This window comes from Bradyrhizobium archetypum (genome assembly GCF_013114835.1).
Classification (GTDB): Bacteria; Pseudomonadota; Alphaproteobacteria; order Rhizobiales; family Xanthobacteraceae; genus Bradyrhizobium; species Bradyrhizobium archetypum.
On sequence record NZ_JAAVLW010000002.1, the window covers coordinates 460,771 to 484,032 of the forward strand.

Consider the following 23,262-nt stretch of genomic DNA (forward strand, 5'->3'; position numbering starts at 1 on the left):
AAAGGCCCGCCGAACAAATCTAGCACCAAGATGGCGAACACGCCGAACCAGGAGCGAGTAATGGCAATGGATGAGATCGTTGACGGGCTTTCGGAAGTTTCGTGCGATGTGCTCGTTATCGGCGGCGGTACGGCCGGGCCGATGGCTGCACTCAAGGCCAAGCTGAAGAATCCCAAAGCGAATGTCGTTTTGCTCGAGAAGGCCAACGTCAAGCGGTCGGGCGCGATCTCGATGGGCATGGACGGACTGAACAACGCCGTCATTCCCGGTTACGCGACGCCGGAGCAATACACCAAGGAAATAACCATCGCGAACGACGGCATTGTCGATCAGAAGGCGGTCTACAAGTATGCACAGAATTGCTACAAGATCATCGAGGAGCTCGACAGCTTCGGCATCCGCTTCCTGAAGAACGAAAACGGCGACTACGCGGTCAAGAAGGTGCACCACATCGGCACCTATGTGCTGCCGATGCCGAACGGCGAGACGGTGAAGAAGGCGATCTACCGGCAGCTCCGGCGCGCGAGAATCCTGATCTCGAACCGGCATATGGCAACACGTCTCCTGACGTCGAGCAACGGGCGCGTGGCGGGGACTATCAGCGTCAATACCCGTACAGCCGAAATCCTGGTCATCAAGGCCAAGGCTGTCATCCTCTGCATGGGCGCGGCGGGACGCCTCGGCCTACCGACCTCCGGCTACATGTTCGGTACCTACGAGAATGCTGCGAATTCAGGCGACGGCTATGCGATGGCCTATCATGCCGGCGCGGCACTCGCGAACCTCGAATGCTTCCAGATCAACCCGCTGATCAAGGATTACAACGGTCCGGCCTGCGCCTATGTCGCTGGTCCCTTCGGTGCATTCACCGCCAACAACGAAGGATCGCGCTTCATCGAATGCGATTACTGGTCGGGCCAGATGATGCTTGAGTTCTACAACGAATTGTCGTCGGGCAAGGGTCCGGTTTTCCTTCAATTGTCGCATCTTCACGAGAAAACCATCGAGGAAATCGAGTCCACGCTCCACAAGGTCGAGCGGCCGACGCGCGGGCTGTTCCAGAAGGGGCGGGGTACCGACTATCGGACCGAATCGATCGAGATGCACATTTCCGAAATCGGGTTCTGTTCAGGGCATAGCGCGTCCGGTGTGTTCGTCGATGATTTTGCGCGCACGACCGTGCCCGGCCTCTACGCCGCCGGCGACATGGCCAGCGTGCCTCATAACTACATGCTCGGCGCTTTTACCAACGGCTCGGTCGCGGGCACCGACGCGATGGAGTTCGCGGACAACCACGACTTCGCCGCCTTCGATGCCGCTGACGTGGTCAAGGAGCGCGACCGCGTGATGGCGCCGACCAGGCGGGAAGACGGCATCCCGCCGAACCAGATTGAATACAAGGTCCGTCGCCTCGTGAACGACTATCTGCAGCCGCCGAAGGTCACGCGCAAGTTCGAACTTGGTCAGCGCAGGTTGGCGGAGGCTCGTGAGGACATGGAGAAGCAAATGATCGCACGCAATTCGCACGAACTGCTGCGCGCATTGGAGACCCAGTCGATACTGGACTGTGCCGACATGGCCGCCCATGCCTCGCTCTACCGCGAGGAAAGCCGCTGGGGTCTGTATCACCTCCGCACCGATTTCCCCGAGAAGGACAACGAGAACTGGTTCTGCCACACACTTCTCAGCAACAAGAACGGCAAGATGACCAGCGAGAAGCGGGATGTGGAACCGTACGTCGTCCCGATCGCTGATGAAGAGAAGGATCTCTACGACAAGCAACGTATCCGCGCCAGCGCGTAACGGCCCCGCAACGAAGCAACAGGAGACTCTCAGCAATGCCTCTCGCCAGTTATCAGACGTCCGTGCCGGTCGTCGTGGACGATGCCAAGTGTATCGCGGACAAGGGATGCACCGTTTGTGTCGATGTTTGTCCGCTCGACGTGCTTCGCATCAGTGACATGACCGGAAAGGCATTCATGGCCTACGACGAGTGCTGGTATTGCATGCCGTGCGAGGCCGATTGCCCGACCGGAGCCGTTACCGTCAACATTCCCTACCTCCTGAGGTGATCATGTCGGGTCCTTTCGAATCCTACGACGATCTGGAGGACGCCGAGGAGCGGCTCGGGGCCGCCGATCCGGGCGAGCGCCGCGTCGCGATCATTGCGCTTGGCCATTCCGGGGATCCTGCGGCCGTTGGGCATCTGAGCGCCATGGTCGCGGATCCCGACGCCGGGGTGCGTCAGCAGGTGGCAATGGCGCTCGGGGAATTCGACGGGCCGGATTCGGCGTCTGCTTTGGCGAAACTGCTGCTCGATCCCGAACAGACGGTCGCTTCCGCAGCGGCCGACAGCATGGCTGAGTTCAAGGACCCGGCATGTGCCGACGCGATACTTCCCCTGGTCAAGCACGGCCACGCGTTCGTCCGCATGAGCGCCCTCCGTGCGCTGAAGGAGTTGCGGCGCAAGGACACGCTCAAGCCGGCGCTCGAGGCGCTCAGGGATAGCGATGCCGCCGTCCGTGTGCAGGCGATCGGCGTCATCGGCTTTTTGAAGCTCGAGGAGTCGATACCTGCGCTGACTGCGTCCACCGGCGATCCCGATGCCCACGTCAGGCGGGCGGCGGTTAGCGCGCTGGCGTTTTCGCAGATGCGGCCAGCGGCTGAATCGATCACCCGTACGCTAGGGGATGAAGACTGGATGGTCCGCGAGATGGCGGCGGAGACGCTGGGCCAGAACGCCAACGGCATGATCGCGGCGGATCAACTGATTGCCGCGTTGACGGACGATTTCTGGCAGGTGCGGCTCAAGGCGATCAGAAGCCTTGGCAAGATGAAGCTCGATCGGGCGGTTCGTCCGATTGGCAAGTGCATCACGCACGAGCAGGCAAATTTGCGCAAGGAAGCTGCAGCAGCGCTGGGCGAGATTGCCGATCCAGCCGCGGAGCCGTTTCTCGCCCTGGTCGCGAATGATCACGATCCCGAAGTGAGAAAAAACGCACGCTGGGCGCTGCAGCAGATCGCTGCCAGGAAAGCAAAGACGAGTTCCTAGCTCTGTGGTTGCCGTCCGTCGGCGTGGTAACAGGTCGGAAGATGATTCAGAGACTGAGATGACGTATGTCGTCACCGAAGCCTGCATCAAGTGCAAGTATACCGATTGCGTTGAGGTTTGCCCGGTCGATTGCTTCTACGAGGGGGACAATATGCTTGTTATCCATCCCGAGGAATGCATCGATTGCGGTGTCTGTGAACCTGAGTGTCCCGCCGACGCCATCAAGGCTGACACGGAACCGGGCCTGGAAAAATGGCTAGTTTTGAATGCCAGGTTTGCTGCGGTTTGGCCGAACATCTCCAACAAGAAAGAACCACCTGCCGACGCGGAAGAATTTCAAGGCGCCGAGGGAAAGTTCGATCAATTCTTCAGCGACTCTCCCGGTCCAGGTGGCTGACGTAACGTTTCATGGGTGCTGACAGGCCGTCCAACTGACGAAGACCGGATCGTCAGACCGTTTGGTCATGCTTAGCTGAGCTCGAGACCATCGACGCCTTGGCGGCGTCCCCACCGTTCGGAGCCTTCTAGCCACTGCAGAGCCCGGCGAACCAGGGAACCAGACCGCGAGGAGCCGAGAGGACGGTGGTATTGTATAGCCAGGACAAATTGCCAATGCTCAACAACGAGCTGAATCCAACTCGTTGGACGTCGCTGGTTCACGGTAGTTCAAATTTGCCGATGATGGATTGGACCGGGACATCTCGAAAAGCGATGCATCATCAGCACTTAAGGGACGGTCGCCTTGCGCCATGCTGTACCAAATGCTGTACCGCCCCGGCTGACGCGTTCTCTCAGTAGGCAGGATTCGGCTTCTGGCGGCGTTCGGTGGCCGCTGAGCGTTGTATTGGGATCTGCTAATCTAGCGGGTCGAGCTTGCCGCGAACTTCACGCGGGAAGATTGGAGGCAATGTCGGCGTGGGTTGGTAAAGCTCCCCCGCTACCATTTGTACAACCGACACTTCGGCTCCCACTAGAGCCGCCAAAGGCCTTAATCCGTACTCCATAGGTAGCCTGACCAAGGCAATCCAGCCCAAGATCTCCATCGCCGCGCTCGTCGTGGTTCTTAATCTTGCGGGTCTTTCTGCGCCAGTGGTCCCGAAGACGAATTCTCGAACCGCTTCGATCCTAGGGGCAAGGCTCTAATGGATCGTTGACGTCGTTGCCGGCCAAGGCGTCGAGCCTACGCCAGATCAGAAAGCTTCGGAAGGGTCGGCATTCCGAATTGCCGAACGGTTTCGCAAGGCGTGCGCCTGACCCGCGGACTGGCGTCCGTCCCACGAGTTTGTTGCTGTTGTGAGGACGACATCCTTTTTGCGCTGCCGAACTACTCGAGGCGGTAGCGTCGACCGATTTCTTAGATCTCCAGTTTGTCGATACGATTGCAGATCGACCGGAGGGCTATCTTGAGACCTTCGACGTCCTTTCCAGGTAGAGGTGCAGTCGCCAATTTTTCGTATTGCGCCGTAACTGGCTTGATCCGCGCATAAACCTGGTGGCCGATTTCGGTGAGGGTCACCTGCACTCGGCGCTGATTGCTTTCAACACGTGCGCGATGCACTATACCATGCTCGTGCATATTGGCGATCAATCGTGACAACGTTGATAGATCGACAGATGTCAGTGTGGCCAATTCGCCCATGTGCAGTGGCCGATCGTTTTCGGTCAGAATGGCCAGCACGCGATACTTTAGCAGCGTCAATCCCTTTTCCTTCAATTGCCGCTCCAAGGAGTTAGCCATCCGAGTGCTGAGACGTAGGAGCAGGTAAGGTAGCGAGTTCGAAAAGGGGTGCATGATTTAGGTTCGAGGCTTGCTTCACGGAGGTTCAGGAGATCGTTCGTGTTTATTCCGGTAAAGATTTTCCAAACAATCGTTCGGCGTTCTGGTGCGAGATGAGATTGCGCTCCTGCTGCGTAAGTGCGGCGCCTTTGAGGAAGCGCACAGCCTCTGCGTCGTCTTCATATGGGTAGTCCGCTGCGAACAGAATGCGGTCGGCCCCGAGAACATCAATGCTGAGCCGCAGTGCCGGCATCGAAGTGACTCCAGCTGTCGTGATCACGAAATTGTCCAGAAAGTATTCGCTGGGAAGGCGCGGCAACTTGGTTACGGCACCGATCTTGACCTGAAGCAAATAGCGATTGTCGATGCGCTGAAGCCAGAACGGAATGCCTTCGCCCATGTGGCCGAGGATGATCTTCAGTTTCGGGTACCGCGCGAAGGTGCCGGACATGATGAGCCGCATTGCGTGCAACCCCGTCTCTACCGCGAAACCCCAGCCGGCGAAATAGAGGCCGTAGTCGAGAAACGGCGTCACCAGGCTCGGAGCCGGTTCGCGCGGGTGCAGATACATCGGCAGTCCGGTCGCCTCCATGGCCTCAAAGATTGGGAAGTAGCGAGCCGCGTCGAGATATTCACCGAAGGTATGGGAATTGACGATCAATCCGCAGAGCCCGAGCGTCTTGATGCGGTCGATTTCCCGCGCGGCGGCCGCGGGGGCTTGCGGCGCGATGGCGCCCAGCCCCGCAAGACGGGATGGCGCGGCGCGAACCGCCGCAGCCAGAATGTCGTTCGCCTCGGCAGCGAGGCGGGTGGCGAGGTCGGGCGCGAAGACCTGGACGCCCGGCGAGGTCAGCGACAGCACCTGCATGTCAATGCCAACCTCGTCCATATGGGCGATGCGTCCCTTGCCGATGTCGAGTAAGCGGGAATGCAGCAGCGCGTTGCCCGGTGTCTCAGCCAGAATGCTCTCGCCCATCTTGGCAAAGCCAGGCTCGACATCCGGGCGCGCCAGGGCCTTCTTCCATTCTGCGGCGATTTCTGCCGTGACGAACGCTTCCTCGATTGCGATCCGCTTCATCTTGTGCTCCTTAATCTTCGTCTGCAGGTTAGTCTTCAATGCCGAAATAGAGGTGGCGCAGCCGTTCGTCGGCGCGCACCACGGCGGCCGAGCCCGACAAGGTGATGCGCCCCTTGTTGATGATATGGGCGACATCGGCAACGTCGAGCGCACGCTCGACGTCCTGCTCGACCACCAGCATGGTCAGGCCTTCGCGCTTGAGCTCGGCCAGCGCCTCGTAGAGGCGATCCATCATCACCGGCGCGAGCCCGAGGCTGATCTCGTCGAAGATGACGAGGCGCGGCTTCGCCATCAGCGCACGCCCGATCGCCAGCGCCTGCTGCTGGCCGCCGGAAATCGAGGTGCCGGCGGCGTGGCGCCGCTCGGCGAGCACCGGAAACAGGGCATAGATGCGCTCCAGCCGTTCCTTGCATTGCGCGGTGGCGACGTTACGGGCGGAGACCAGCAGATTTTCCTCCACCGAGAGCGAGGCGAAGATCCGCCGACCTTCCATGCAATGGGCAATGCCGCGGGCCGCCGCCGCGTGGGGCGGCAGGGCGGTGATGTCGTCGCCCGCGAAGCGGATGCGGCCGGCGGTGACCGGCAGCGCGCGGCTGATGACGTGGGCGAGGGTAGTCTTGCCGGCGCCGTTGGTGCCGAGAATGCCGACCACCTGCCCGGGCATCACCGAGAGGCTGAGGTCATGGATGACTCGGGCCTGGCCGTAACCCGCCGAGACGCCTTCGAGCGCGAGCAGCGGCGCGGCCGTTGCCGAGGCGGACGGCGCCGGATCGGCCGTCGTGGACGGCGCCGCGATAGGGGACGCGTTGGCCGCGCCGCCGTGACTGGTGCCGAGATAGACCGCGCTGACCTCGTCGCTTGCCAGCACCTCGGCGGTCGGGCCCTTGGTCAGGACCTTGCCGAAATTGATCACCACCAGGTCTTCGCAGCATTCCTTCACGATCCGGATGACGTGCTCGATGATGATGATGGAGCGCTCGCCGTCCTGCAGCGAGCGGATCAGCGCGATCAGCTCGCTGACCTCGCTGTCGATCAGCCCGGCGCCGACCTCGTCAAGCAGCAGCAATTTGGGCTTGAGCGCCAGCGCGCGCGCCACCTCGAGGCGCTTGCGTCGCAAGAGCGGCAGGTCGCGCGCCTTGACGTCGGTGGCGTCCGCGAGGCCGCAGCGCTCGAGGATGTCGCGGCGTTCGGCCGTGGCGGTCGCGGCGGAAATGAACGGCGACAGCGAGAACTGGCCGACCGCGAGGTTCTCGGCGACCGTCATGTCGAGGAATGGCCGGGGGATCTGGTAAGTCCGTCCGATGCCGCGCCGCGCCCGTTCGGAGGCCGGCAGCGCCGTGATGTCGTCGCCCTCGAAGCGGATGCGGCCTGCGCTCGGCGCAATGGCGCCGCCGAGCAGGCCGATCAGGGTCGACTTGCCGGCGCCGTTGGGGCCGATGACGCCGAGCACGCGGCCCTTGTCGAGGCGGATGTCGATGCCGTCATTGGCGACGACGCCGCCATAGCGCTTGCCGAGACCGGCGGCATCGAGCAGGGGAGCGCTGTGTGCGGCCGCCGTCATGGGTGGGCCTCCTGCGGCGCAGCGCCGCGGCGCCGGAGGGCAGCCTCGGCGAGACCGCAGATTCCGCGCGGGGCGAAGCGGATCAACAGGATGAGCGTGACGCCGGTGATGGCGACATGGAGCTCGGGATAATCGGCAAGCAGCTCACCGATCGCCACGAAGAACACCGCGCCGACCATCGCGCCGAAACGCATGCCGAGGCCGCCGATGATGACGATGGCGAGCGGATCGACCGACCATTGCAGACCGAAGCTGCCATAGGGCTCGATGGCGCCGAGCTTGATCGCCTGCAGGCCGCCGGCGGAGGCGATCAGCGCGCTGGCGACGATGAAGGCGGCAAGCTTGATGCGGAAGGCCCGCACGCCGACCTGGCTCGCTGCGTCTTCGTCGTCGCGCACCGCGCGCAGCAGGACTGAGAAGCGTGAGCCGGTCGCGAGCGCCATGACCAGCGCGGCGAGCGCGAGCAGCAGTGTGGCGTAGCGGAACAGCGCCGCGATCTCCGGCAGGTCGACCGTGACGAACAAGCCGGTGGCGCCGCCGAACCATGGCACGTTGATGACGAACAGCCGCAGCGCTTCGGCGAGCGCCAGCGTTCCGACGGTGAAATAGAGGCCGCGTAGGCGGAACAGGCCGCGCGACATCACAATCGCGACAGCGGTGCCGGCGAGCGCGGAGGCGGCCAGTGCCTGCAGCGGCCCGGCCCCGGCCTGATTGATCAGGCCGACTGTGACATAGGCACCGAGCCCGAAGAAAGACGAGGTGCCGAGCGAGACCAGGCCGCCATAGCCGGCCAGCAGGTTCCAGGCTTCCGCCAGCACGATGTAGATCAGGAGCTTGAAGCCGATCTCGACGAAATAGGTCGGCAGCACGATCGGCGCAGCCAGCAGTGCGGCGAATGCAATGCATGCGATGACGATGCGTATGGCGGGGCTGCGGATCGAGATCGTGCGCTGCGGTGTGCTCTGCGAGGTCAGGACGGTCATGCGCGGTGTCCGAGAAAGCCCTGCGGCCGCACGGACAGCATGGCGAGAAACAGCACCAGGCCGACGAGATCGCGGTAGCCGTCCCCGAGCGTGAGCCCGCCGATGCTCTGCAGCACGCCGAGCACGATGCCGCCCACCAGCGTGCCCAGCACGTTACCCAGCCCGCCGAGGACGATGACTGCGAAATCGGTGAGCAGATAGGAGGCGCCGCTGGTCGGCGTGAAGGACAGCGCGACCCCGATCAGAGTGCCTCCGATTCCGGCGCAGGCGGCGCCGAGGCAGAAGGTGAAGGCATGAACACGGCTGACATTGATGCCGATCATGGCGGCGGCCTGCGGCTGGTCGGCGCTGGCGCGCAGGTCCCTGCCGAAGCGGCTGCGCGCGATCAAGAGATGCACCGCGACGATCAGCACGACCGAGATGACGAAACCGATGACAAAGATCTGCGGCACGCTGATCGGGCCGAGCTCGAGCGGCACGGTAGCATAGCTGCGGTCGATGGCGCGGGTGTCGGCGCTGAACAGCAGGATGAACAGGTTCTGCAGGATGATCGAGAGGCCGAACATCGTCATCATCGAGGCCTCCGGTCCCTTGCCCGCCAGCGGGACCAGCAGGAAGCGATGGATCGGATACCCGATCAGCGCCAGCACGAGACCGATCAGAGCGAGACCGGCGAGGGGATCGATGCCGGTCCATTGCAGCAGGAACAAGCCGGCATAGGCGCCCGCGACCAGGAACTCGCCGTGGGCTAGGTTCACCAGGCGCATCACGCCGAGGATGATCGACAGGCCGAGCGCCGTGAGCGCCAGCATGCCGCCCAAAAGGACACCCGAGATCAGCGCGTTGAGGATCACATCGAGAGCGGGCATGGCGGTCGTTCCGAACAGGACAGGACGGCCCGGACGCCGAAGCCGACCGGGCCGAGGCAAGTGAACTCAAGGCACCGGGAACAGGATCTTGCCGTTGGCGCGGTCCGCCGGCCAGACGATCGGTGTCTTGCCCGACTGCCACTGCAGCATCACCAGCGGCAGCTTCGCGGTGTGGTTCTCGTCGAACTTGATTGGGCCGACCACATAGGTCTTGTCGGTGCGCGAAATCGCGGTGTTGATCTTCTCGGGATCGAGCGAGCCGGCCGCCACGATGGCGTCGAGCAGGATCTGCGCCGCGGCGTAGCTGTCGGCGATGTGCTGGCTGGAGGTCAGCTTGGTTTCGCTCTCGAACGCTGTCGCCAGCTCTTTCGCGCCGGGATAGGGGAAACTGGGATCCCAGTAGCCGCCGACCACGACGCCGTCGGCGAGCTTGCCGAGCGCCTCGGCGAACTGCACCGGCTCGGCGCCCTTTTCGATCACCAGCAGCTTCGGCGTATAGCCGGCGGAGGCGATCTGCTTGCGGATCGAGACCGCCTGCGGCGTGATGGCGTCGATCAGCACGATATCGGCACCCTTCGCCTTGGCCTCGGCGACGATTGAGGTGAACTGGGTGTTGTCGATCGGGAAGGACGCGTTCTGCACCACGTCATAGCCGGCGTCCTTGGCCATGTTGGGCCACAGCGTGCCTCCGACCACCTGGCCGTCGGGGCCGTTGTCGTGGAAGATCGCCACCTTCTTGTTGGTCTCGAGCTTGAGGTCGCGCAATGCCTTGAACGGGATCGCGGCCAGCTCTGGCTCGTGGAAGAACAGGTCCCAGACGTAAGTCCACTTGCGCACCGACTTGAATGCCTCGAGTGGATTGCAGGCTGTCACCAGCGGAATCTTCTTCCGTTCGGCGACCAGTGCGCCGGCATTCACCAGCGCAGGCGTGCAGGAGCCGAGCAGGGCGACGGCCTTGTCGCGCGACAAGAGGCTCTCGGTGTTGGCAGCGGTGGCGTTCGGATCGGTCTTGTCGTCGCGCAGCACAAGGCGCACCGGCATCTTCTTGCCGTCGATGGCGATGCCGCCGGCCTTGTTGACCTCGTCGACGGCGCGGCTGTAGCCCCACTTCTGGAAGCTGCCGAACCCCGCGAGCGGCCCGCTGAGCGGGATCGATGCGCCGATGACGATCTCGTCGGCGGCGCGCGCAGGCGCTGTGGCGAACGCCGCGGCCAGGGACAATAGCGCGATCGGGACAAGGCGCCGGGCAAGCGGGGCGCGTCTGGATAGCCACTGGTGCAACGATGTCGTCGTCATGCGTTCCTCCATGATGATCCGTATGGCCGTTCGCGGCCTGGTTGGCATCGTGATCCCGATGCGTTTGTCGTCTCGGTGTCTTGGCCATCCCGATGGCTCGGCGGTCGTGCCGCCGCGGCTGTGGCGCGGCGTTAGAACGTGGTGTCGCCGGTGTAGCGGCGGTACAGCACCGGCAGAATCTCGGCGAGATAGCCCATCTCTTCGGTGGCGTGCTGGTGCAGGCGCCGCGTGAAGTCGTCATTGAGCTGGCGCTTGCGCGCCTCGACGGCGACGTTTTCGGGCACCGGCTCACCGGTTTTCTTGTCGGCAAGGATGCCGAGCCAGAACCGCGAGCGCATCTCGCAGCCGTAGTCGGTATCGCGTACGAAATGAGTCATGCGGCCGACATGAACCGGCGCATCCTGGTCGCCGATGCGCGCGCAGATGGCAACCGCGCCCGAGCGGTCGTAGCGTTTCGCGTCGAAGATCTCGTGCGGATGGTGGAAGTCGATGCTCAGATCGTAGACCGGACCTGTGGGTCCGGCGAGATACTCGCTCACCACGTGGGAGGCGCCGATATAGTTGCCGTCGACGCGATTGACCCAGGCGCTGGCGACGTGGTCGCGCGGATGCCAGAGCTTGTATTGCTCGATGCCGCCGAGCCAGCCGAACCACCAATGCACCATCCTGGCGCGGCAGTCGGGCATGCGAGTGAGGGCGGCGACCAGCTTCTTGCCGGCCGCGAGATCCTTGTAGCCCGACTCGAATGGCAGGTAGCCGGGATCGAGCAGCAGGTTGCAGTCTTCGAACTCCATGGTGTCCTCCTCATCGACGTCGCGACGATCTCTGTCGGATCGGTGGGCCGCACCGCCTGCGGGGATGCGGCGTGTTCGGTCAGGCGGCCAGCGACGGGCGGGCGGGCAAGGCGAGGATCTGCCGCGCGCTCGCCGGTGTCGCGACGCTACCGTTGGCCTCGCGCACGAGACGCGCGGCACGGGCGACGAACTCCGCATTGTTCTTGGCGAGCCGGCCCTTGGCGTAGAGCACGTTGTCCTCCATGCCGACCCGGATGTGACCGCCGAGTGCGAGCGTCGCGAACAGGATCGGCAGGTGGCCGGCGCCGATGCCGAACGCCGACCAGGCGGCGTCGGGCGGCAGCAGGCTCTTGAGAAAGACGAGGTTCTCCACCGTGGCCGCGATGCCGCCAGCGGCGCCGAGCACGAACTGGAAGTAGCCGGGGCCGCGCAGGATGCCCTTCTTCATGTAATGGGTCGCGTTGTAGAACATGCCCGGGTCGAACACCTCGATCTCCGGCATGACGCCGTTCTCGTTCATCACCCCGGCGAGCTTTTCAAGGAACGCCGGATGATTGATGAACAACGTCGAATGCATCCAGTTCATCGAACCGGCATCGAAGGAGGCAAGCTCCGGTTTGAGCTCGATGAGGTGCGCCATGCGCGTCTCGTCGGTGGCGTTGAGATCGCCTGAGGTCGTCAGGTTGAGCACGATATCGCAGCGCTCGCGGATGCGGCCGACAGTTTCGATGAAGCGGCCCTTGTCCATGGTGCCCTTGCCGGCGTCGTCACGCATGTGCAGGTGCGCGATGCCCGCGCCGGCCTGCCAGCATTCGTACACATCGTCGGCGATCTCACGCGGCGTCAGGGGAATGGCGGGATTGTGCTCCTTGGTTGGAAACGCGCCGGTCGGTGCGACAGTGATGATGGTATCGGCCATGAGAGAGTTTCCTCTTGATTGGTATCTTCGCGTCCGAATCTTCAAGAATAGGCGCGCGACGCTTTGAGTTGATTCACCAGTCGCGTCAGAAATGCCCGGCGTATGGTCGGAATGGCAGCGGCGTCGTAGCGGTAGAATCCGGCGCCGTTCTTCACGCCGAGCTTGCCTTCAGCAACCTTTTGCCTCAGCAGCGGGCTCGCTTCGCGCGAGGCGTCCATGACCGCGAGGAGGTTGTCGCCGACGGTGAGCCAGATATCGAGACCGCCAAAGTCGGCCACTTCGAGCTGCCCTGTGGTGGCGTAGCGGAATGCAGGCCCGAATTTCAATGCCGCGTCGATGTCCGCGGCATCGGCGACGCCCTGCTCGATCAATGAGAACACTTCGCGCGCCACAGCCTGCTGGATGCGGTTGGCGACGAGACCCGGAACATCCTTCAGGATCTTCGCGGTGCGTTTGCCGATCTTCTGGTGCAGAGATGCGACGGCCTCAAAGACCTCCGCCGCGGTATTGCCAAACGCCGATATCTCGACCAGCGGCATGATCAATGGCGGATTGTACCAGTGGGTCACCAAGGTTCGTCCGCGTCTTGCGTCCGGAAGTGCCGCAATCATCGGCGCGAGCGGTAGGCTCGATGTGTTGGTCGCGAATATGGTTGCCGGAGAGCACAGCCGGTCGAGCTCGGTGAACAGCGCTTGCTTCAACTCCATGCGTTCCGGGATCGCCTCCACGATGAAGTCTCGGTCGTTCACTGCGGGCGCGAGCTCATCGAAGACCTGGATCCGGTTCAATGCCGGTGGAATCTCAGCCTGCGTGATGAAGTCTTCCTCGATCAGCAGGTCATAGGCCGCCTTGATCGACGGCACGATGTCCGCCCGCGTCACAGCCGACGGCTCGTATAGATGCACGGACAGATCGTGCAAAGCGAACGCGGCGGCGATGCCGTGCCCCATGGTGCCGCCGCCGATGACGCCAATTCGTTGCAACATGCGGGCCTCCGCGGTTCGAAAGAGAAGGCACCGCGGACGTCAGCCCGCGGTGTAGCCGCCGTCGGTGTCGAGGATGTGGCCGGTGTAGAAATCCGAGGCTTTGGATGCCAGGAACAGCAAGGGACCGGCAAGATCTTGCGGCTCGCCGAGACGACCCTTGGGCACGCGCGCCAGAAAGCCCTTACGCACCTCACGGGCGCGCTCGGTATCCTCGAACATCCAGGCGGTGAGAGGGGAGCGGAAAACTGTCGGTGCGATAGCATTGACGGTGATGCCCGTCTCACCCCATTCGCAGCCGAGTGCGCGGGTGATGCCGTCGACGGCCGCCTTCGATGCGCAGTAGGCCGAGTAACCCGCGGGATGGCCGAGCTTGCCGCGAGCCGAGGACATCAGCACGACCTTGCCGCCGCGGCCTTGGGCCAGCATCTGCTTGCCTGTGGCTTTCGCCATCAGCCAGGACTGCGTGACATTGGCGTCCATGACGTCGAGGAATCGTGACGGGGCCATGTCGACGATCTTGCTGACGTCATTCTTGCCGGACGCCACGACGAGAATGTCGACGCCGCCGAAAGCCTTCACCGCCTGCGCGACGATATCCTCGCAAGCAGCCTCGTCGGTGGGGCGTGCCTTGACGGCCACGACCTCGGCACCGAGTTCGCGCGCGGAGGCGGCTGTCTCGTCGAGCGCCTGAGCGTTGCCTGCGACCGCAACGATTTTGGCACCGGCACCAGCCAGCACCTGCACGGCCAGCGCGCCAAAGGCGCCGGACGCGCCCGTGACGATGGCCACCTTGCCGCGGATGTCAAACAGCGAAAGTGGATTCTTGAGGAAGTCGATGGATGCGCTCACGGCTTCACTCCTGGGGGATAGGGAATGACGACCAGCATGGTGCAGACATCGTTGCGGCGGTTGACGATCTCGCGTATTTCGCCGGGCGCGATAGTGCAGCTGTCGTAGCGGCCAAGGACGATCTCCTGACCGCCGACGATCACTGTCATTTCCCCCTCGATCACCACATAGACCTTCTCGAAGGGGGTAGAGTCTGGCCCGGCGCCGCCGCCAGGCAGGAATTGCGACAGGCCGACCCATTGGTTGGCTGGGCCGCCCGGTTCAAACCCCTGGAGACGCAGGCCAACCACACCGCGGTGGTTGGGTGCATCATAGGGCTTCGCGGCCGCAAAGCGTTTGACGTGCATCAGAATGCCTCGCCCTTCTCGATCCGATACGCCTGCTTGGGATCGGTGATGGCGACGAGACGGATGATGCAACCATCGCCGCGCTCCCAGTTCCAGGGGAAGAAGGCGAAGGTGCAACGCTTGCCGGTGACCTCGTCGAGATCGCCGCCGACATTTTCGATGCCGAGAATGCCGTGCTTGAACAGCTTGTTGTGCACCGGCTCCCATTCCGGGAAATCGTCGGCCCAATCGCGGCCGCCGGACCAGACGCGGTATTCTTCCTTGAGGTGCGGCAGCAGCGGCCCATTGCGGTGCTGACCGATCGCGGTCGCCAGCGGATGATCGTTGGCCTGGGTGTCGTGACCGACGACCTTGACCTGCTTGTCGACCATCCAGTCGGCTGCGGAGGGCACGAGGCCCGGGCAGTAGGCGAAATAATCGCCATCCTCATAGATCTTGTGCCAGCCGGTGTTGATGATCAGCACATCATGCGGGCGGATTGCATAACCGCAGGCCTTCTCCAGATCATCTGCGGTGATCGATTCCCATTTCTTCTTCGGAATCGAGACCACGAGTCCTGAGCCGAAGAAATGCGGCAGCGGCACTTCGTCGATGAACGGCGTGCCTTGCACCACATGCGCCGGCGCATCGATATGCGTGGTGGAATGCATCGAGGTGGTGATGCGCTGCGACAGCACGCCCGACTTCGCCATGTAGTGGATGCGCTCGATCTTGACGTCTTCAAAGTAGGGCCAGTTCGGGCACTGGTAGCCCCATCGATGGGAGAGGTTGGTGAACCTCAGCCCCATGGCGTTGTCCGTGTTGCTCTGGAATTCGATGCCGCGCACCTTGATAGACATGCTTCCTCCATTGAACGGTTTCTGTGTCCGCCGGCCGGTCGTGTCCTGGCAGCAGCGAGGGAGCGGCTTCGCCGTAGCTATCTGCTCCGCTTTGTGATACACTTGTACCATAATGCGGATGACGTCAATCGAATTTGGATTTGGCGTTTCAAACTTTAAGTGGCAGGGCAGTGAGGGTCCGAGTTGGCAAAAGCCACGTAAGGTTCTGATCAACCCCTTCTATTCGGGAGACAAGTTTGAGCGCCGGGACAAGTTAGAGATCTTTTCATCTCAGGGTCGATCTTCCGCGCTCCACCAGAGTGGTCCGTCGTCGGACTGTGCAGACCGAGATAAATAGGCCAGCAATGCTGAACTTTCGAACCGCGATGTGGTACACCGATCGTGTTGTCACTGATGGGCGCCCACGGCGTCCCCCCGGCCTGACGGACTGAGCGCCGATCACTGATCGGATCAATTGAAGGAAAAAGCGCCGATGCCGAAAGCCACATCGCGGGCATTGAAGCCGCGATCATCCGAGCCCCGACCAGAGGATGAGCGCATCAGCAACGGAATTCAGGTGTTGGCGCGCGCTGGCAAGATATTGCGCACGCTGGAAAGCCATCCCAACGGCCTCAGCCTTGGCCAGATCGCCAAGTCCGTGAATCTCGCCCGCTCGACCGTGCAGCGCATTGTCGCTGCGCTGATAGCGGAGGATTTCCTCACGTCAACCGGGCCAGGCGAGGTGAGAATCGGGATGGGATTGCTGCGTATCGCAGCATCCGTCGGCGCCAACTCTACAGACATCATTCGTCCGCATCTGATCGCGCTTGGCGAGGATGTTGGGGAAACTGTCGACCTATCGGTGCTGTCGGGCGGCTCGGCGGTGTTCGTCGACCAAATCCCTGGCCGACATCGGCTGACGGCGCTCTCGGCCGTGGGCGAGCGTTTTCCCCTGCATTGTACGGCGAACGGCAAGGCCGTCCTGGCCTGCTTTTCGCCGGAGGAAAGTAGCGAACTGATCGAGAAGAGTCTCGCCGAGCATCCGGACTTTCCGCTCGCGAACCGCAAGCGTCTGATGGACGAGCTCAGCGACATTCGTCGCACCCACTTGGCATACGATCTCGAAGAGCACGGCACCGGCATCAGTGCCATTGGTACCGCGGTGATCGATCATTTTGGTCGCCCGGTCGCGGTATCGATCCCGGTGCCGACGCAGCGTTTTCTCGAGCATCGCGATGGTCTTGCGGAGCGGCTGCTCGGTTTCCGGCGTCGGGTCGAGGGCGTCCTCTCGCGCTAAAGATCGCGAAGCGGCCAAGGCCGCACTTGCAGCACTGCCCATGATACAGTACAGAAGTATCGTATGGCAGTACGAGGCGCCCGCAAGAGGCTTCCGGACTGCAGCGGAGGGGTGGCTCTCCGCGAACCAGGAGGAAAGCACGGATGATCACACGTCGTGGCGCCCTGTTCGGCGCGATGTCAGGAGTTGCGATTGCAGGGCTAGGTGTCAGTCGCGCCAAGGCCGAGCCGGTCACGCTAAAGGTCTCGCACTATCTGCCGCCCAACCACACCTTCCACCGCGAGATGGTGAAATGGGGCGAGTACCTGACCGAGCAGTCCCAGGGCCAACTCGCGCTCAACATCTTCCCGGCCTCTCAGCTTGGTCCGGTCAACCGGCAATTTGACCTCGTGCGCAACGGCGCGGTTGATATCGCCGTTGGCCTGCATGGCGCTACGCCCGGCCGCTTCCCGATGACTGATCTGGTGTCGCTGCCCTATTCATCGCCGAAGGCGGGCAACAATAGTAGCGTAACCTCGCGGCGGCTGACTGAACTGGCGCAGACCTATCTCTCCACCGAGCACGCCGGACTGAAGATTCTCTGGATGGCCGTCACCAACCCGCTGATGTTTCACACCAGCAAGCGGCCGATCACGAGGCTCGAGGATTTCAAGGGCTTGCGGGTGCGTTACGCCGGCGAGCAGTTCGCCCAGATTATCCCTTTGCTCGGCGCGTCGCCGCTCGCGGTGCCTCCTGCGGAGACCGCCGATAGTCTTGCCAAGGGCATCGTCGATGCGGCGACATTTCCCTACGAGGCCTGTCACAGCTTCGACCTCGGTACCGTGGTCAAATATTCCCTCGAGCCGGGCGTCAGCACCGCGACCTTCGCGGTGGCGATGAACCCGGCCAAATTCACTTCGCTGTCCCCCGAGTTGAAGGCGCTGATCGAGAAATCCACCGGCCCGGACCGGGCAGAGCGCTTCGGCGCATCGTTCGACACCAGCGAAAAAGGCGGGCGCGAATACATGATCGGCAAGGGGGTGCAAATCTCCCAGTTGCCCGCGGCCGAGCTCGCGCGTGTGAAGGAAATTCTCAGCCCGCTCAGGGGTAAGGCGCTCGCCGAACTGGAAAAGGCCGGCAAGCCGGGCAAGGCCTTCCTCGACGCCTATATCCAGTAACCATCACGCGTTGCGCTGCGGCCCGTGAACATGTCGTTCCCGAGTTGCATGCCGCATCGGGAGATCACGATGCCGGGTGCTTCCCTCGACAAATTTTCCATTCGCCTGAAGAACGTGCAGCTCAAGCTGGCCATGGTCGCGCTGGTTGTGATGATGGGCATAACCTGTCTCGACGTGGCGATGCGCTTTCTATTCGACAAGCCGATCCACGGCGCCTACGACGTGGTCGAGGCCTGCCTAGTGGTGTTCGTGTTTCACGGCCTGTCTGTCTGCTTTCTGGCGCGCAAGAATATCGTCATCGACATCATCGACTCCATGGTGCCGCCGGCAGTTCAGCGCGTTCTAGTGCGGCTGTCCGATATCCTGACCGTGACATTATTGGCGTTGATCGTGGTCACGATGATCGCGCCGGCGATGCAGGCCTATGATTATGGAGATCGCAAGCTCGAACTCGGCCTCAAGCTCTGGGTGCTATGGATGCTCGCGATCGCCGGCCTGATCGGAACGTTGCTGTGCGCCCTAGGACCGCTGTTTCGCCCTGTCGCTCCGCCGAGAAGCCACGCGGAAATCAGTGGAGACGGTCTATGAGCGTGCAATGGATCGGCGCGCTCGGCGTTGTCGCCTTGTTTGTGCTGCTGTTCTTCCGCGTTCCGGTATGGGCCGCGCTTGTCATCGTTGGTTTGGTCGGCAATGCGTCGATCAACGGCTGGTCGGTCGCGTTCACCACGCTCGGCACCACTCCGTTCGACGTCGCCAACTCCTATGCCTTGTCGGTGGTGCCGCTATTCATCCTGATGGGCGATGTTGCCTCAAGCACGAAGCTTTCGGCGGATCTATTCAACGCTTCGCGCGTGCTGCTCTCAGGGCTGCGCGGTGGCCTCGCCGTGGCGGCGATTGGCGCCTCGGCCTGCTTTGGAGCCGTTTGCGGCTCGTCGATCGCCACAGCAGCGACCATGACCCGTATCGCGCTGCCAGAAATGCGGACAGCCAAATACAACGATGGCTTCGCGGCGGGCGCCATCGCTGCTGGAGGTAGCCTCGGCATTCTGATTCCGCCATCGATTATCCTGGTCATCTACGCGGCAATCGCAGAACAGTCGGTGCCGAAGCTTTTCGCTGCCGCGTTGATTCCTGGTCTCGTGTTGACTGCGCTCTACACGGTCGTGGCTTTGGTCACGGCTTATCTGAAGCCGGATTTCGCACCGGAGTCGCCCCGGGTGCCGTGGCGCGAGCGCCTCGAGGCCATGCGTAAGCCATGGCAGTTCATCCTTCTCTTCGTCGTGACGATCGGCGGCATCTATGGCGGCATCTTCAGTCCCACCGAAGCGGCAGCGATCGGTGCGGCTGGCGCCATCCTGCTCGGTGTCGTGGGCCGGCGAATCGGCTGGACGCAACTGGTCTCAGCCACCGAAGGCGCGGTCATCACCTCGGCGCTGCTATTCGCGATCGTGATCGGTGCGACCTATTTTGCGAATTTCGTTGTGCAGACGCAGCTGCCGAATATGTTGGCAACCGGCGCCAAGTCGCTTCATCTTCCTGGCCTCGCGGTCATGTTGCTGATCATCATCGCCTATGTGGTGATCGGCTGCTTCCTCGAAGGCATCGGCATGGTGCTGATCACCGTGCCGGTCTTCCTGCCGCTGGTCGTGCAGTATGGCTATGATCCGGTGTGGTTCTCCATCATCGTGGTCATCGTCGTCGAACTCGGCCTGATCCATCCACCGGTCGGCATGAACCTGTTCGTGATTCAGGCCCAGGCGCCTGACATCAGGCTCGGCAGCATCTATCGCGGCATTCTTCCGTTCCTGGTCGCGCCTTTCGTGCTGCTGGCGCTGTTGTTGTTGTTCCCGCAGCTCGCGCTGTGGCTGCCGAAGGTGCTCTATGGCTGAAGCCTCACTTGAGATTGTGGTCATCACGCAGGATGTGCCGGGCCTCGCCGAAGGGCTCGCTCAGGCTTGCCCGACGGTTCGGCTTCATGCGGGCGGCACCGCCTGCGATGTGCTGAACGACGCACGAGGTGCGAGCGTGCTCATCGGCCTTGCGCAGACGATCACGCCGGCACTGGTTGCTGCCACGCCTGGGCTTCGTTGGATCCAGGCGCTGACCACCGGTGTCGATCCGCTTCTGTCGCTCGATCTGTCGGAAGAGGTGATCGTGACCTCCGCTCGCGGTGTGCACGGCCCCCAAATGTCCGAAATGGCTTTCACGCACATGCTGGCGCTGGCGCGCGATCTTCCGCGCATGGTCGTCAATCAGCATCGTCAGAGTTGGGATCGCTGGCCGCAGCGCCTGCTGCTCGGCAAGACCGTCGTGCTGGTCGGCGTCGGCGCTATCAGCGAGGAACTGGCGCATCGCTGCAAGGTGTTCGGCATGCGTGTGATCGGAATCAGCGATGCCCGAACGACAGGAAACGGGTTCGATGAGATCCGCACCCGGCGCGACCTGGTCGCGTCGGCTGCCGAAGCCGATTTTCTGATCGTGATGGCGGCTTCCACGCCGCAAACGCGACACCTGATCAATGCCGACGTGCTGGATGCGCTGCCTGCGCATGCCTTTTTGATCAACCTGGCGCGCGGCCCCGTGGTGGACGAAGCCGCGCTGATCGAACGGCTCCAGTCCCGGCGCTTCGCCGGTGCCGGTCTGGACGTTTTCAATATTGAGCCACTTCCCGCCGACAGCCCGTTGTGGCGTCTCGACAACGTGCTGGTGACGCCGCATCTGGGCGGCATGAGCGACAGCTACGCACAGCAACTCTTGCCGCTGGTCGTTCACAACCTGCGTGCCTTCGCCGCGGGAGAGTTCGTGCGGATGCAGAATCGAATTTCCATCGCGCCGACCGGAGCCAGAGCATGAGCAGTCACGAGCGCATTCCCGTCCGGATCAGCGACCAGGAGCTGGCGCGGCGCTGGTCGGCGCTCCGCGCGCTGATGAAGGCGCACGCCGTCGACGCCGCCATCGTTCAGGCTACCAATGACTGGCTCGGCGGAAACGTGAAATGGCTGACGGATATTCCGGCCAACAACGGTTATCCGCGAACGGTGCTGTTCTATGCCGATGATTTGATGACCGTCGTCGAAATGGGCGTGTTCGATGGCCGTCGGACGCTCAGGGGTGAGGACCCGATCCATCGCGGCGTCGGCACGATTCTGACGACGCCGTCTTTCCCGTCGATCGATTACACCGTCCGCTACGATGCCGATCTCGCTCTTGCCGATTTGCGTGCGCATGGTGTGCGCAGGGTCGGCCTTGCGAATGGCACGGGCTTTCTCGCCGGTTTCAGCCAGGTGCTGCGCGATGGTCTCGGCAATTTCGAGATTGTCGATATCACTGAGGAGCTCGATGTCCTGAAGGCGATCAAAAGTGACGAAGAGCAGGATCTGATCCGCCGTGCAGCCGCGCTCCAGGACGACGTCTTCAGCCACGTCTGTTCCGTGATCCGTCCCGGTCTGCGCGACATCGACGTTACCTCGGCGGCGCAGATGAAGGCCCAGCAGCTTGGCAGCGAGCAGGGCATCTTCCTCGGCGCGTCCGCGAGAGTGGGCGTCCGCTCGCCCTTCATGGGACGGCACTTCCAGGGGCGGACTCTTGCGCAAGGAGATCACCTGTCGCTCTTGATCGAGGTGAACGGTCCTGGCGGATTCTTCTGCGAAATTGCCCGCACCTTGGTATTGGGCAAGGCGTCGGCCGAACTGCTTGAGGGCTTCGCCGCCGTAAGGGCGGCGCAGGAGCACACGCTGTCCTGGCTCAAGCCGGGTGTAAAGGCCAGCGATATCGCGGCGGCTCACGACGATTTCATGACCGGCCGCGGCCTTCCGCCGGAAATCCGCCTCTACGCTCACAGCCAGGGCTACGACATGGTCGAGCGGCCGCTCATCCGCCGCGACGAGACGATGACCATCGCTGCCGGCATGCATCTCGCAGTCCATCCCGGTTACGAGACGGAGTCGATTTTCGCTGTCATCTGCGACAACTACTTGGTGGGGGCAGACGGGCCCGGCCCTTGCTTGCACCGGACCGAGAAGAAGGTGTTCGAGCTGCAGTGAACAGGCAATGAATTGCAGGAAAGACGCCCATGAGGCACGCAAGTTCAATTGCGGAGGTGAGCTGTCGGGCGTGGGTGGGATCGGCCGCAGCGGTAGAGCTGTTCCGGATCCATTCCGCGGCCTTTGAAGCGGCGTCGTGCTGGAGAGGTACGGCTGAAAGAACCGAATTTGCTTCCGCGTAGAATCGCTGTGACGACTTAACTAGTGGCATTTATTGGCGGAAAAAATTGCCCGAAGGAGGAAGCCGACCGGAAGGCGAAAGCCGAACGGCCGTGGGACGGTTGAGCAAATCGGACCAGTCGGGTAGCGGGACTCGACGGCCTCAGCGACCTGAGCATTTGTTGCATTTGCGATGGTGGCGGTTTTGTCGAGCGGGAGGTCGAACATGGAGCCAACTTGCATTAATGTCGAGACGACGGCGGGACCCGCTGTCAGACGCCGCTGGGATGACGCCATTTGGCAGCTGTTCGGGGCGGTCGAAATGAATACCCACGACCGGACAACCTTTTCCGGCCGTGCCAAGGTAGCGTCGTTCGGTGAAGTCGATGTCACTCATATATCGAGTTCCGGCGAGGATGCTTGGCGGAGGCCGCAGCACATTTCGAACGACGAGAGGAATTTCCATGTCCTAGCGTTTATTGAGAGGGGCTCGGTTACCATCCGGCAAGCGGGTCGCGAGTGCCTGGCCACGTCCGGTTCGTTTGTCCTGTTCGATTTGCAGCGGCCTTACCGTTATGTCCATTCCGACTGGTCGGAAGTCCTCAGCGTGAAGATACCGGGCAACGCCCTGCGCTCGCGCTTGAGCGGCATCGATAGCCGGCTGGTTACGTTGCGCGATGCAAAGCGCGGCCTCGGCAGAGTCATCCGAGACTCGCTGGCAAGTCTTTCCCGCGAGTCCGCATCCATTCCCGAACCTATGGGCGCGCACCTGACGAATCGCATCATCGACTTGATTGCAATTGGATTGGAAGCCGGAGACGGCGATCTGCCCGTAGGCGAATCGGCGAGCCGCTCGGCGCTGTATCGGCGGGCGCTAGCCTTCGTCGACAATCACCTCAGTGATCCCGGGCTCAATCCTGCGCGCGTCGCGGCCGGCATCGGGATCTCGGTCCGCTACCTCCACCGGATATTCGCTGAGGCGGATCGCAGCGTCGGCCGCGTGGTGATGGAGCGACGGCTGGCGCGCAGCTACGAGGCGCTGCTTGCCTCGCCAACGTTGCCCGTCAAGGAGGTTGCGTTCCGCTTCGGCTTTCGCAGCCAAGCGCACTTCTGTACCGCCTTTCGCCGGGCGTTCGAGTCAACGCCGACCGACTTGCGGCTCGGGAGATCGACGTTTAGCCCCCGAATTTAGCCACAGCGCACAGTCGCTTTCGTTACAGTGCTCTAGACCCCCAAACCCTCCGCAAGGCCTTTACGGTCATGGCCTTGTGGGGAAA

The 23,262-nt window shown here is 62.5% G+C and carries 23 protein-coding genes; 11 read left to right on the forward strand and 12 right to left on the reverse strand.

Annotated elements, in window-relative coordinates; all coding sequences use genetic code 11:
* Nucleotides 1-60 precede the first annotated feature (60 nt).
* The 4 genes from HCN50_RS06665 to fdxA are packed head-to-tail and all read left to right on the forward strand — an operon-like array spanning nt 61 to nt 3,449.
* The gene (locus HCN50_RS06665; protein ID WP_171708833.1) at nt 61-1,803 is read left to right on the forward strand and encodes a fumarate reductase/succinate dehydrogenase flavoprotein subunit; all 1,743 of its coding nucleotides are present in this window, start codon (nt 61-63) and stop codon (nt 1,801-1,803) included.
* A 35-nt stretch (nt 1,804-1,838) separates the two neighbouring features.
* A complete protein-coding gene (locus HCN50_RS06670; RefSeq protein WP_108522320.1) occupies nt 1,839-2,072 on the forward strand; it encodes a 4Fe-4S dicluster domain-containing protein in 234 nt (77 codons plus the stop codon).
* 2 nt (nt 2,073-2,074) lie between these two features.
* A complete protein-coding gene (locus HCN50_RS06675; protein WP_171708834.1) occupies nt 2,075-3,052 on the forward strand; it encodes a HEAT repeat domain-containing protein in 978 nt (325 codons plus the stop codon).
* Between the two features lie 58 nt (nt 3,053-3,110).
* Nucleotides 3,111-3,449, forward strand: a complete 339-nt coding sequence (gene fdxA, locus HCN50_RS06680; RefSeq protein WP_171708835.1) for a ferredoxin FdxA — start codon at nt 3,111-3,113, stop codon at nt 3,447-3,449.
* Nucleotides 3,450-4,406: 957 nt separating this feature from the next.
* On the opposite strand, the gene HCN50_RS06685 is transcribed toward fdxA, so the two are convergent.
* The 12 genes from HCN50_RS06685 to HCN50_RS06740 all read right to left on the reverse strand — a co-directional run bounded on the left by HCN50_RS06685 (nt 4,407) and on the right by HCN50_RS06740 (nt 15,350).
* Entirely contained in the window at nt 4,407-4,766 is a 360-nt protein-coding gene (locus tag HCN50_RS06685) for a MarR family winged helix-turn-helix transcriptional regulator (RefSeq protein ID WP_171708836.1), read from the reverse strand.
* A gap of 127 nt (nt 4,767-4,893) precedes the next feature.
* Nucleotides 4,894-5,907, reverse strand: a complete 1,014-nt coding sequence (locus tag HCN50_RS06690; protein WP_171708837.1) for an amidohydrolase family protein — start codon at nt 5,905-5,907, stop codon at nt 4,894-4,896.
* Between the two features lie 28 nt (nt 5,908-5,935).
* Nucleotides 5,936-7,468 carry an ATP-binding cassette domain-containing protein gene (locus HCN50_RS06695; RefSeq protein WP_171708838.1) on the reverse strand — a complete coding sequence of 511 codons (1,533 nt, stop codon included), beginning with the start codon at nt 7,466-7,468 and terminating at the stop codon, nt 5,936-5,938.
* Nucleotides 7,465-8,451: a branched-chain amino acid ABC transporter permease gene (locus tag HCN50_RS06700; RefSeq protein ID WP_171708839.1), complete on the reverse strand. Its 987-nt coding sequence runs from the start codon at nt 8,449-8,451 to the stop codon at nt 7,465-7,467. The genes HCN50_RS06695 and HCN50_RS06700 overlap by 4 nt, the downstream gene beginning before the upstream one ends.
* Entirely contained in the window at nt 8,448-9,320 is an 873-nt protein-coding gene (locus tag HCN50_RS06705; protein WP_171708840.1) for a branched-chain amino acid ABC transporter permease, read from the reverse strand. The genes HCN50_RS06700 and HCN50_RS06705 overlap by 4 nt, the downstream gene beginning before the upstream one ends.
* 66 nt (nt 9,321-9,386) lie before the next feature.
* On the reverse strand, nt 9,387-10,616 hold the full coding sequence (locus tag HCN50_RS06710; RefSeq protein WP_171708841.1) for an amino acid ABC transporter substrate-binding protein: 1,230 nt from the start codon (nt 10,614-10,616) through the stop codon (nt 9,387-9,389).
* 131 nt (nt 10,617-10,747) lie between these two features.
* Entirely contained in the window at nt 10,748-11,410 is a 663-nt protein-coding gene (locus tag HCN50_RS06715) for a DAPG hydrolase family protein (RefSeq protein WP_171708842.1), read from the reverse strand.
* A 79-nt stretch (nt 11,411-11,489) separates the two neighbouring features.
* Complete coding sequence (locus HCN50_RS06720; RefSeq protein WP_171708843.1) at nt 11,490-12,329, reverse strand: beta-keto acid cleavage family enzyme; 840 nt, start codon at nt 12,327-12,329, stop codon at nt 11,490-11,492.
* Between the two features lie 41 nt (nt 12,330-12,370).
* Nucleotides 12,371-13,315: a 3-hydroxyacyl-CoA dehydrogenase family protein gene (locus HCN50_RS06725; RefSeq protein ID WP_171708844.1), complete on the reverse strand. Its 945-nt coding sequence runs from the start codon at nt 13,313-13,315 to the stop codon at nt 12,371-12,373.
* Nucleotides 13,316-13,354: 39 nt separating this feature from the next.
* Nucleotides 13,355-14,164 (reverse strand): SDR family NAD(P)-dependent oxidoreductase, encoded by an 810-nt coding sequence (locus HCN50_RS06730; RefSeq protein ID WP_311967307.1) that lies wholly within the window; start codon nt 14,162-14,164, stop codon nt 13,355-13,357.
* A complete protein-coding gene (locus HCN50_RS06735; protein ID WP_171708845.1) occupies nt 14,161-14,511 on the reverse strand; it encodes a cupin domain-containing protein in 351 nt (116 codons plus the stop codon). The genes HCN50_RS06730 and HCN50_RS06735 overlap by 4 nt, the downstream gene beginning before the upstream one ends.
* Entirely contained in the window at nt 14,511-15,350 is an 840-nt protein-coding gene (locus HCN50_RS06740; RefSeq protein ID WP_171708846.1) for a cyclase family protein, read from the reverse strand. The genes HCN50_RS06735 and HCN50_RS06740 overlap by 1 nt, the downstream gene beginning before the upstream one ends.
* A gap of 472 nt (nt 15,351-15,822) precedes the next feature.
* On the opposite strand from HCN50_RS06740, the gene HCN50_RS06745 reads away from it, so the two are divergent.
* The 7 genes from HCN50_RS06745 (at nt 15,823) to HCN50_RS06775 (ending at nt 23,177) form a co-directional block, all read left to right on the forward strand.
* Entirely contained in the window at nt 15,823-16,626 is an 804-nt protein-coding gene (locus HCN50_RS06745) for an IclR family transcriptional regulator (RefSeq protein WP_171708847.1), read from the forward strand.
* Nucleotides 16,627-16,769: 143 nt separating this feature from the next.
* The gene (locus HCN50_RS06750) at nt 16,770-17,783 is read left to right on the forward strand and encodes a TRAP transporter substrate-binding protein (protein ID WP_171708848.1); all 1,014 of its coding nucleotides are present in this window, start codon (nt 16,770-16,772) and stop codon (nt 17,781-17,783) included.
* Between the two features lie 69 nt (nt 17,784-17,852).
* Nucleotides 17,853-18,371 (forward strand): TRAP transporter small permease, encoded by a 519-nt coding sequence (locus HCN50_RS06755; RefSeq protein WP_171708849.1) that lies wholly within the window; start codon nt 17,853-17,855, stop codon nt 18,369-18,371.
* On the forward strand, nt 18,368-19,672 hold the full coding sequence (locus HCN50_RS06760; RefSeq protein ID WP_171708850.1) for a TRAP transporter large permease: 1,305 nt from the start codon (nt 18,368-18,370) through the stop codon (nt 19,670-19,672). Before HCN50_RS06755 ends, HCN50_RS06760 begins: the two co-directional genes overlap by 4 nt.
* A complete protein-coding gene (locus HCN50_RS06765; protein WP_171708851.1) occupies nt 19,665-20,636 on the forward strand; it encodes a D-2-hydroxyacid dehydrogenase in 972 nt (323 codons plus the stop codon). Before HCN50_RS06760 ends, HCN50_RS06765 begins: the two co-directional genes overlap by 8 nt.
* Nucleotides 20,633-21,826, forward strand: a complete 1,194-nt coding sequence (locus HCN50_RS06770) for a M24 family metallopeptidase (protein WP_171708852.1) — start codon at nt 20,633-20,635, stop codon at nt 21,824-21,826. The genes HCN50_RS06765 and HCN50_RS06770 overlap by 4 nt, the downstream gene beginning before the upstream one ends.
* A 385-nt stretch (nt 21,827-22,211) precedes the next feature.
* Nucleotides 22,212-23,177: an AraC-like ligand-binding domain-containing protein gene (locus HCN50_RS06775; RefSeq protein ID WP_283812052.1), complete on the forward strand. Its 966-nt coding sequence runs from the start codon at nt 22,212-22,214 to the stop codon at nt 23,175-23,177.
* Nucleotides 23,178-23,262 lie beyond the last annotated feature (85 nt).

What these genes read in the sequence shown, in the direction of transcription:
- HCN50_RS06665 (WP_171708833.1), top strand. Translation starts at nt 61, where the DNA reads ATGGCAATGGATGAGATCGTTGACGGGCTTTCGGAAGTTTCGTGCGAT.
- HCN50_RS06670 (WP_108522320.1), top strand. Translation starts at nt 1,839, where the DNA reads ATGCCTCTCGCCAGTTATCAGACGTCCGTGCCGGTCGTCGTGGACGAT.
- HCN50_RS06675 (WP_171708834.1), top strand. Translation starts at nt 2,075, where the DNA reads ATGTCGGGTCCTTTCGAATCCTACGACGATCTGGAGGACGCCGAGGAG.
- fdxA (WP_171708835.1), top strand. Translation starts at nt 3,111, where the DNA reads ATGACGTATGTCGTCACCGAAGCCTGCATCAAGTGCAAGTATACCGAT.
- HCN50_RS06690 (WP_171708837.1), bottom strand. Translation starts at nt 5,907, where the DNA reads ATGAAGCGGATCGCAATCGAGGAAGCGTTCGTCACGGCAGAAATCGCC.
- HCN50_RS06695 (WP_171708838.1), bottom strand. Translation starts at nt 7,468, where the DNA reads ATGACGGCGGCCGCACACAGCGCTCCCCTGCTCGATGCCGCCGGTCTC.
- HCN50_RS06700 (WP_171708839.1), bottom strand. Translation starts at nt 8,451, where the DNA reads ATGACCGTCCTGACCTCGCAGAGCACACCGCAGCGCACGATCTCGATC.
- HCN50_RS06705 (WP_171708840.1), bottom strand. Translation starts at nt 9,320, where the DNA reads ATGCCCGCTCTCGATGTGATCCTCAACGCGCTGATCTCGGGTGTCCTT.
- HCN50_RS06710 (WP_171708841.1), bottom strand. Translation starts at nt 10,616, where the DNA reads ATGACGACGACATCGTTGCACCAGTGGCTATCCAGACGCGCCCCGCTT.
- HCN50_RS06715 (WP_171708842.1), bottom strand. Translation starts at nt 11,410, where the DNA reads ATGGAGTTCGAAGACTGCAACCTGCTGCTCGATCCCGGCTACCTGCCA.
- HCN50_RS06720 (WP_171708843.1), bottom strand. Translation starts at nt 12,329, where the DNA reads ATGGCCGATACCATCATCACTGTCGCACCGACCGGCGCGTTTCCAACC.
- HCN50_RS06725 (WP_171708844.1), bottom strand. Translation starts at nt 13,315, where the DNA reads ATGTTGCAACGAATTGGCGTCATCGGCGGCGGCACCATGGGGCACGGC.
- HCN50_RS06735 (WP_171708845.1), bottom strand. Translation starts at nt 14,511, where the DNA reads ATGCACGTCAAACGCTTTGCGGCCGCGAAGCCCTATGATGCACCCAAC.
- HCN50_RS06740 (WP_171708846.1), bottom strand. Translation starts at nt 15,350, where the DNA reads ATGTCTATCAAGGTGCGCGGCATCGAATTCCAGAGCAACACGGACAAC.
- HCN50_RS06745 (WP_171708847.1), top strand. Translation starts at nt 15,823, where the DNA reads ATGCCGAAAGCCACATCGCGGGCATTGAAGCCGCGATCATCCGAGCCC.
- HCN50_RS06750 (WP_171708848.1), top strand. Translation starts at nt 16,770, where the DNA reads ATGATCACACGTCGTGGCGCCCTGTTCGGCGCGATGTCAGGAGTTGCG.
- HCN50_RS06755 (WP_171708849.1), top strand. Translation starts at nt 17,853, where the DNA reads ATGCCGGGTGCTTCCCTCGACAAATTTTCCATTCGCCTGAAGAACGTG.
- HCN50_RS06760 (WP_171708850.1), top strand. Translation starts at nt 18,368, where the DNA reads ATGAGCGTGCAATGGATCGGCGCGCTCGGCGTTGTCGCCTTGTTTGTG.
- HCN50_RS06765 (WP_171708851.1), top strand. Translation starts at nt 19,665, where the DNA reads ATGGCTGAAGCCTCACTTGAGATTGTGGTCATCACGCAGGATGTGCCG.
- HCN50_RS06770 (WP_171708852.1), top strand. Translation starts at nt 20,633, where the DNA reads ATGAGCAGTCACGAGCGCATTCCCGTCCGGATCAGCGACCAGGAGCTG.
- HCN50_RS06775 (WP_283812052.1), top strand. Translation starts at nt 22,212, where the DNA reads ATGGAGCCAACTTGCATTAATGTCGAGACGACGGCGGGACCCGCTGTC.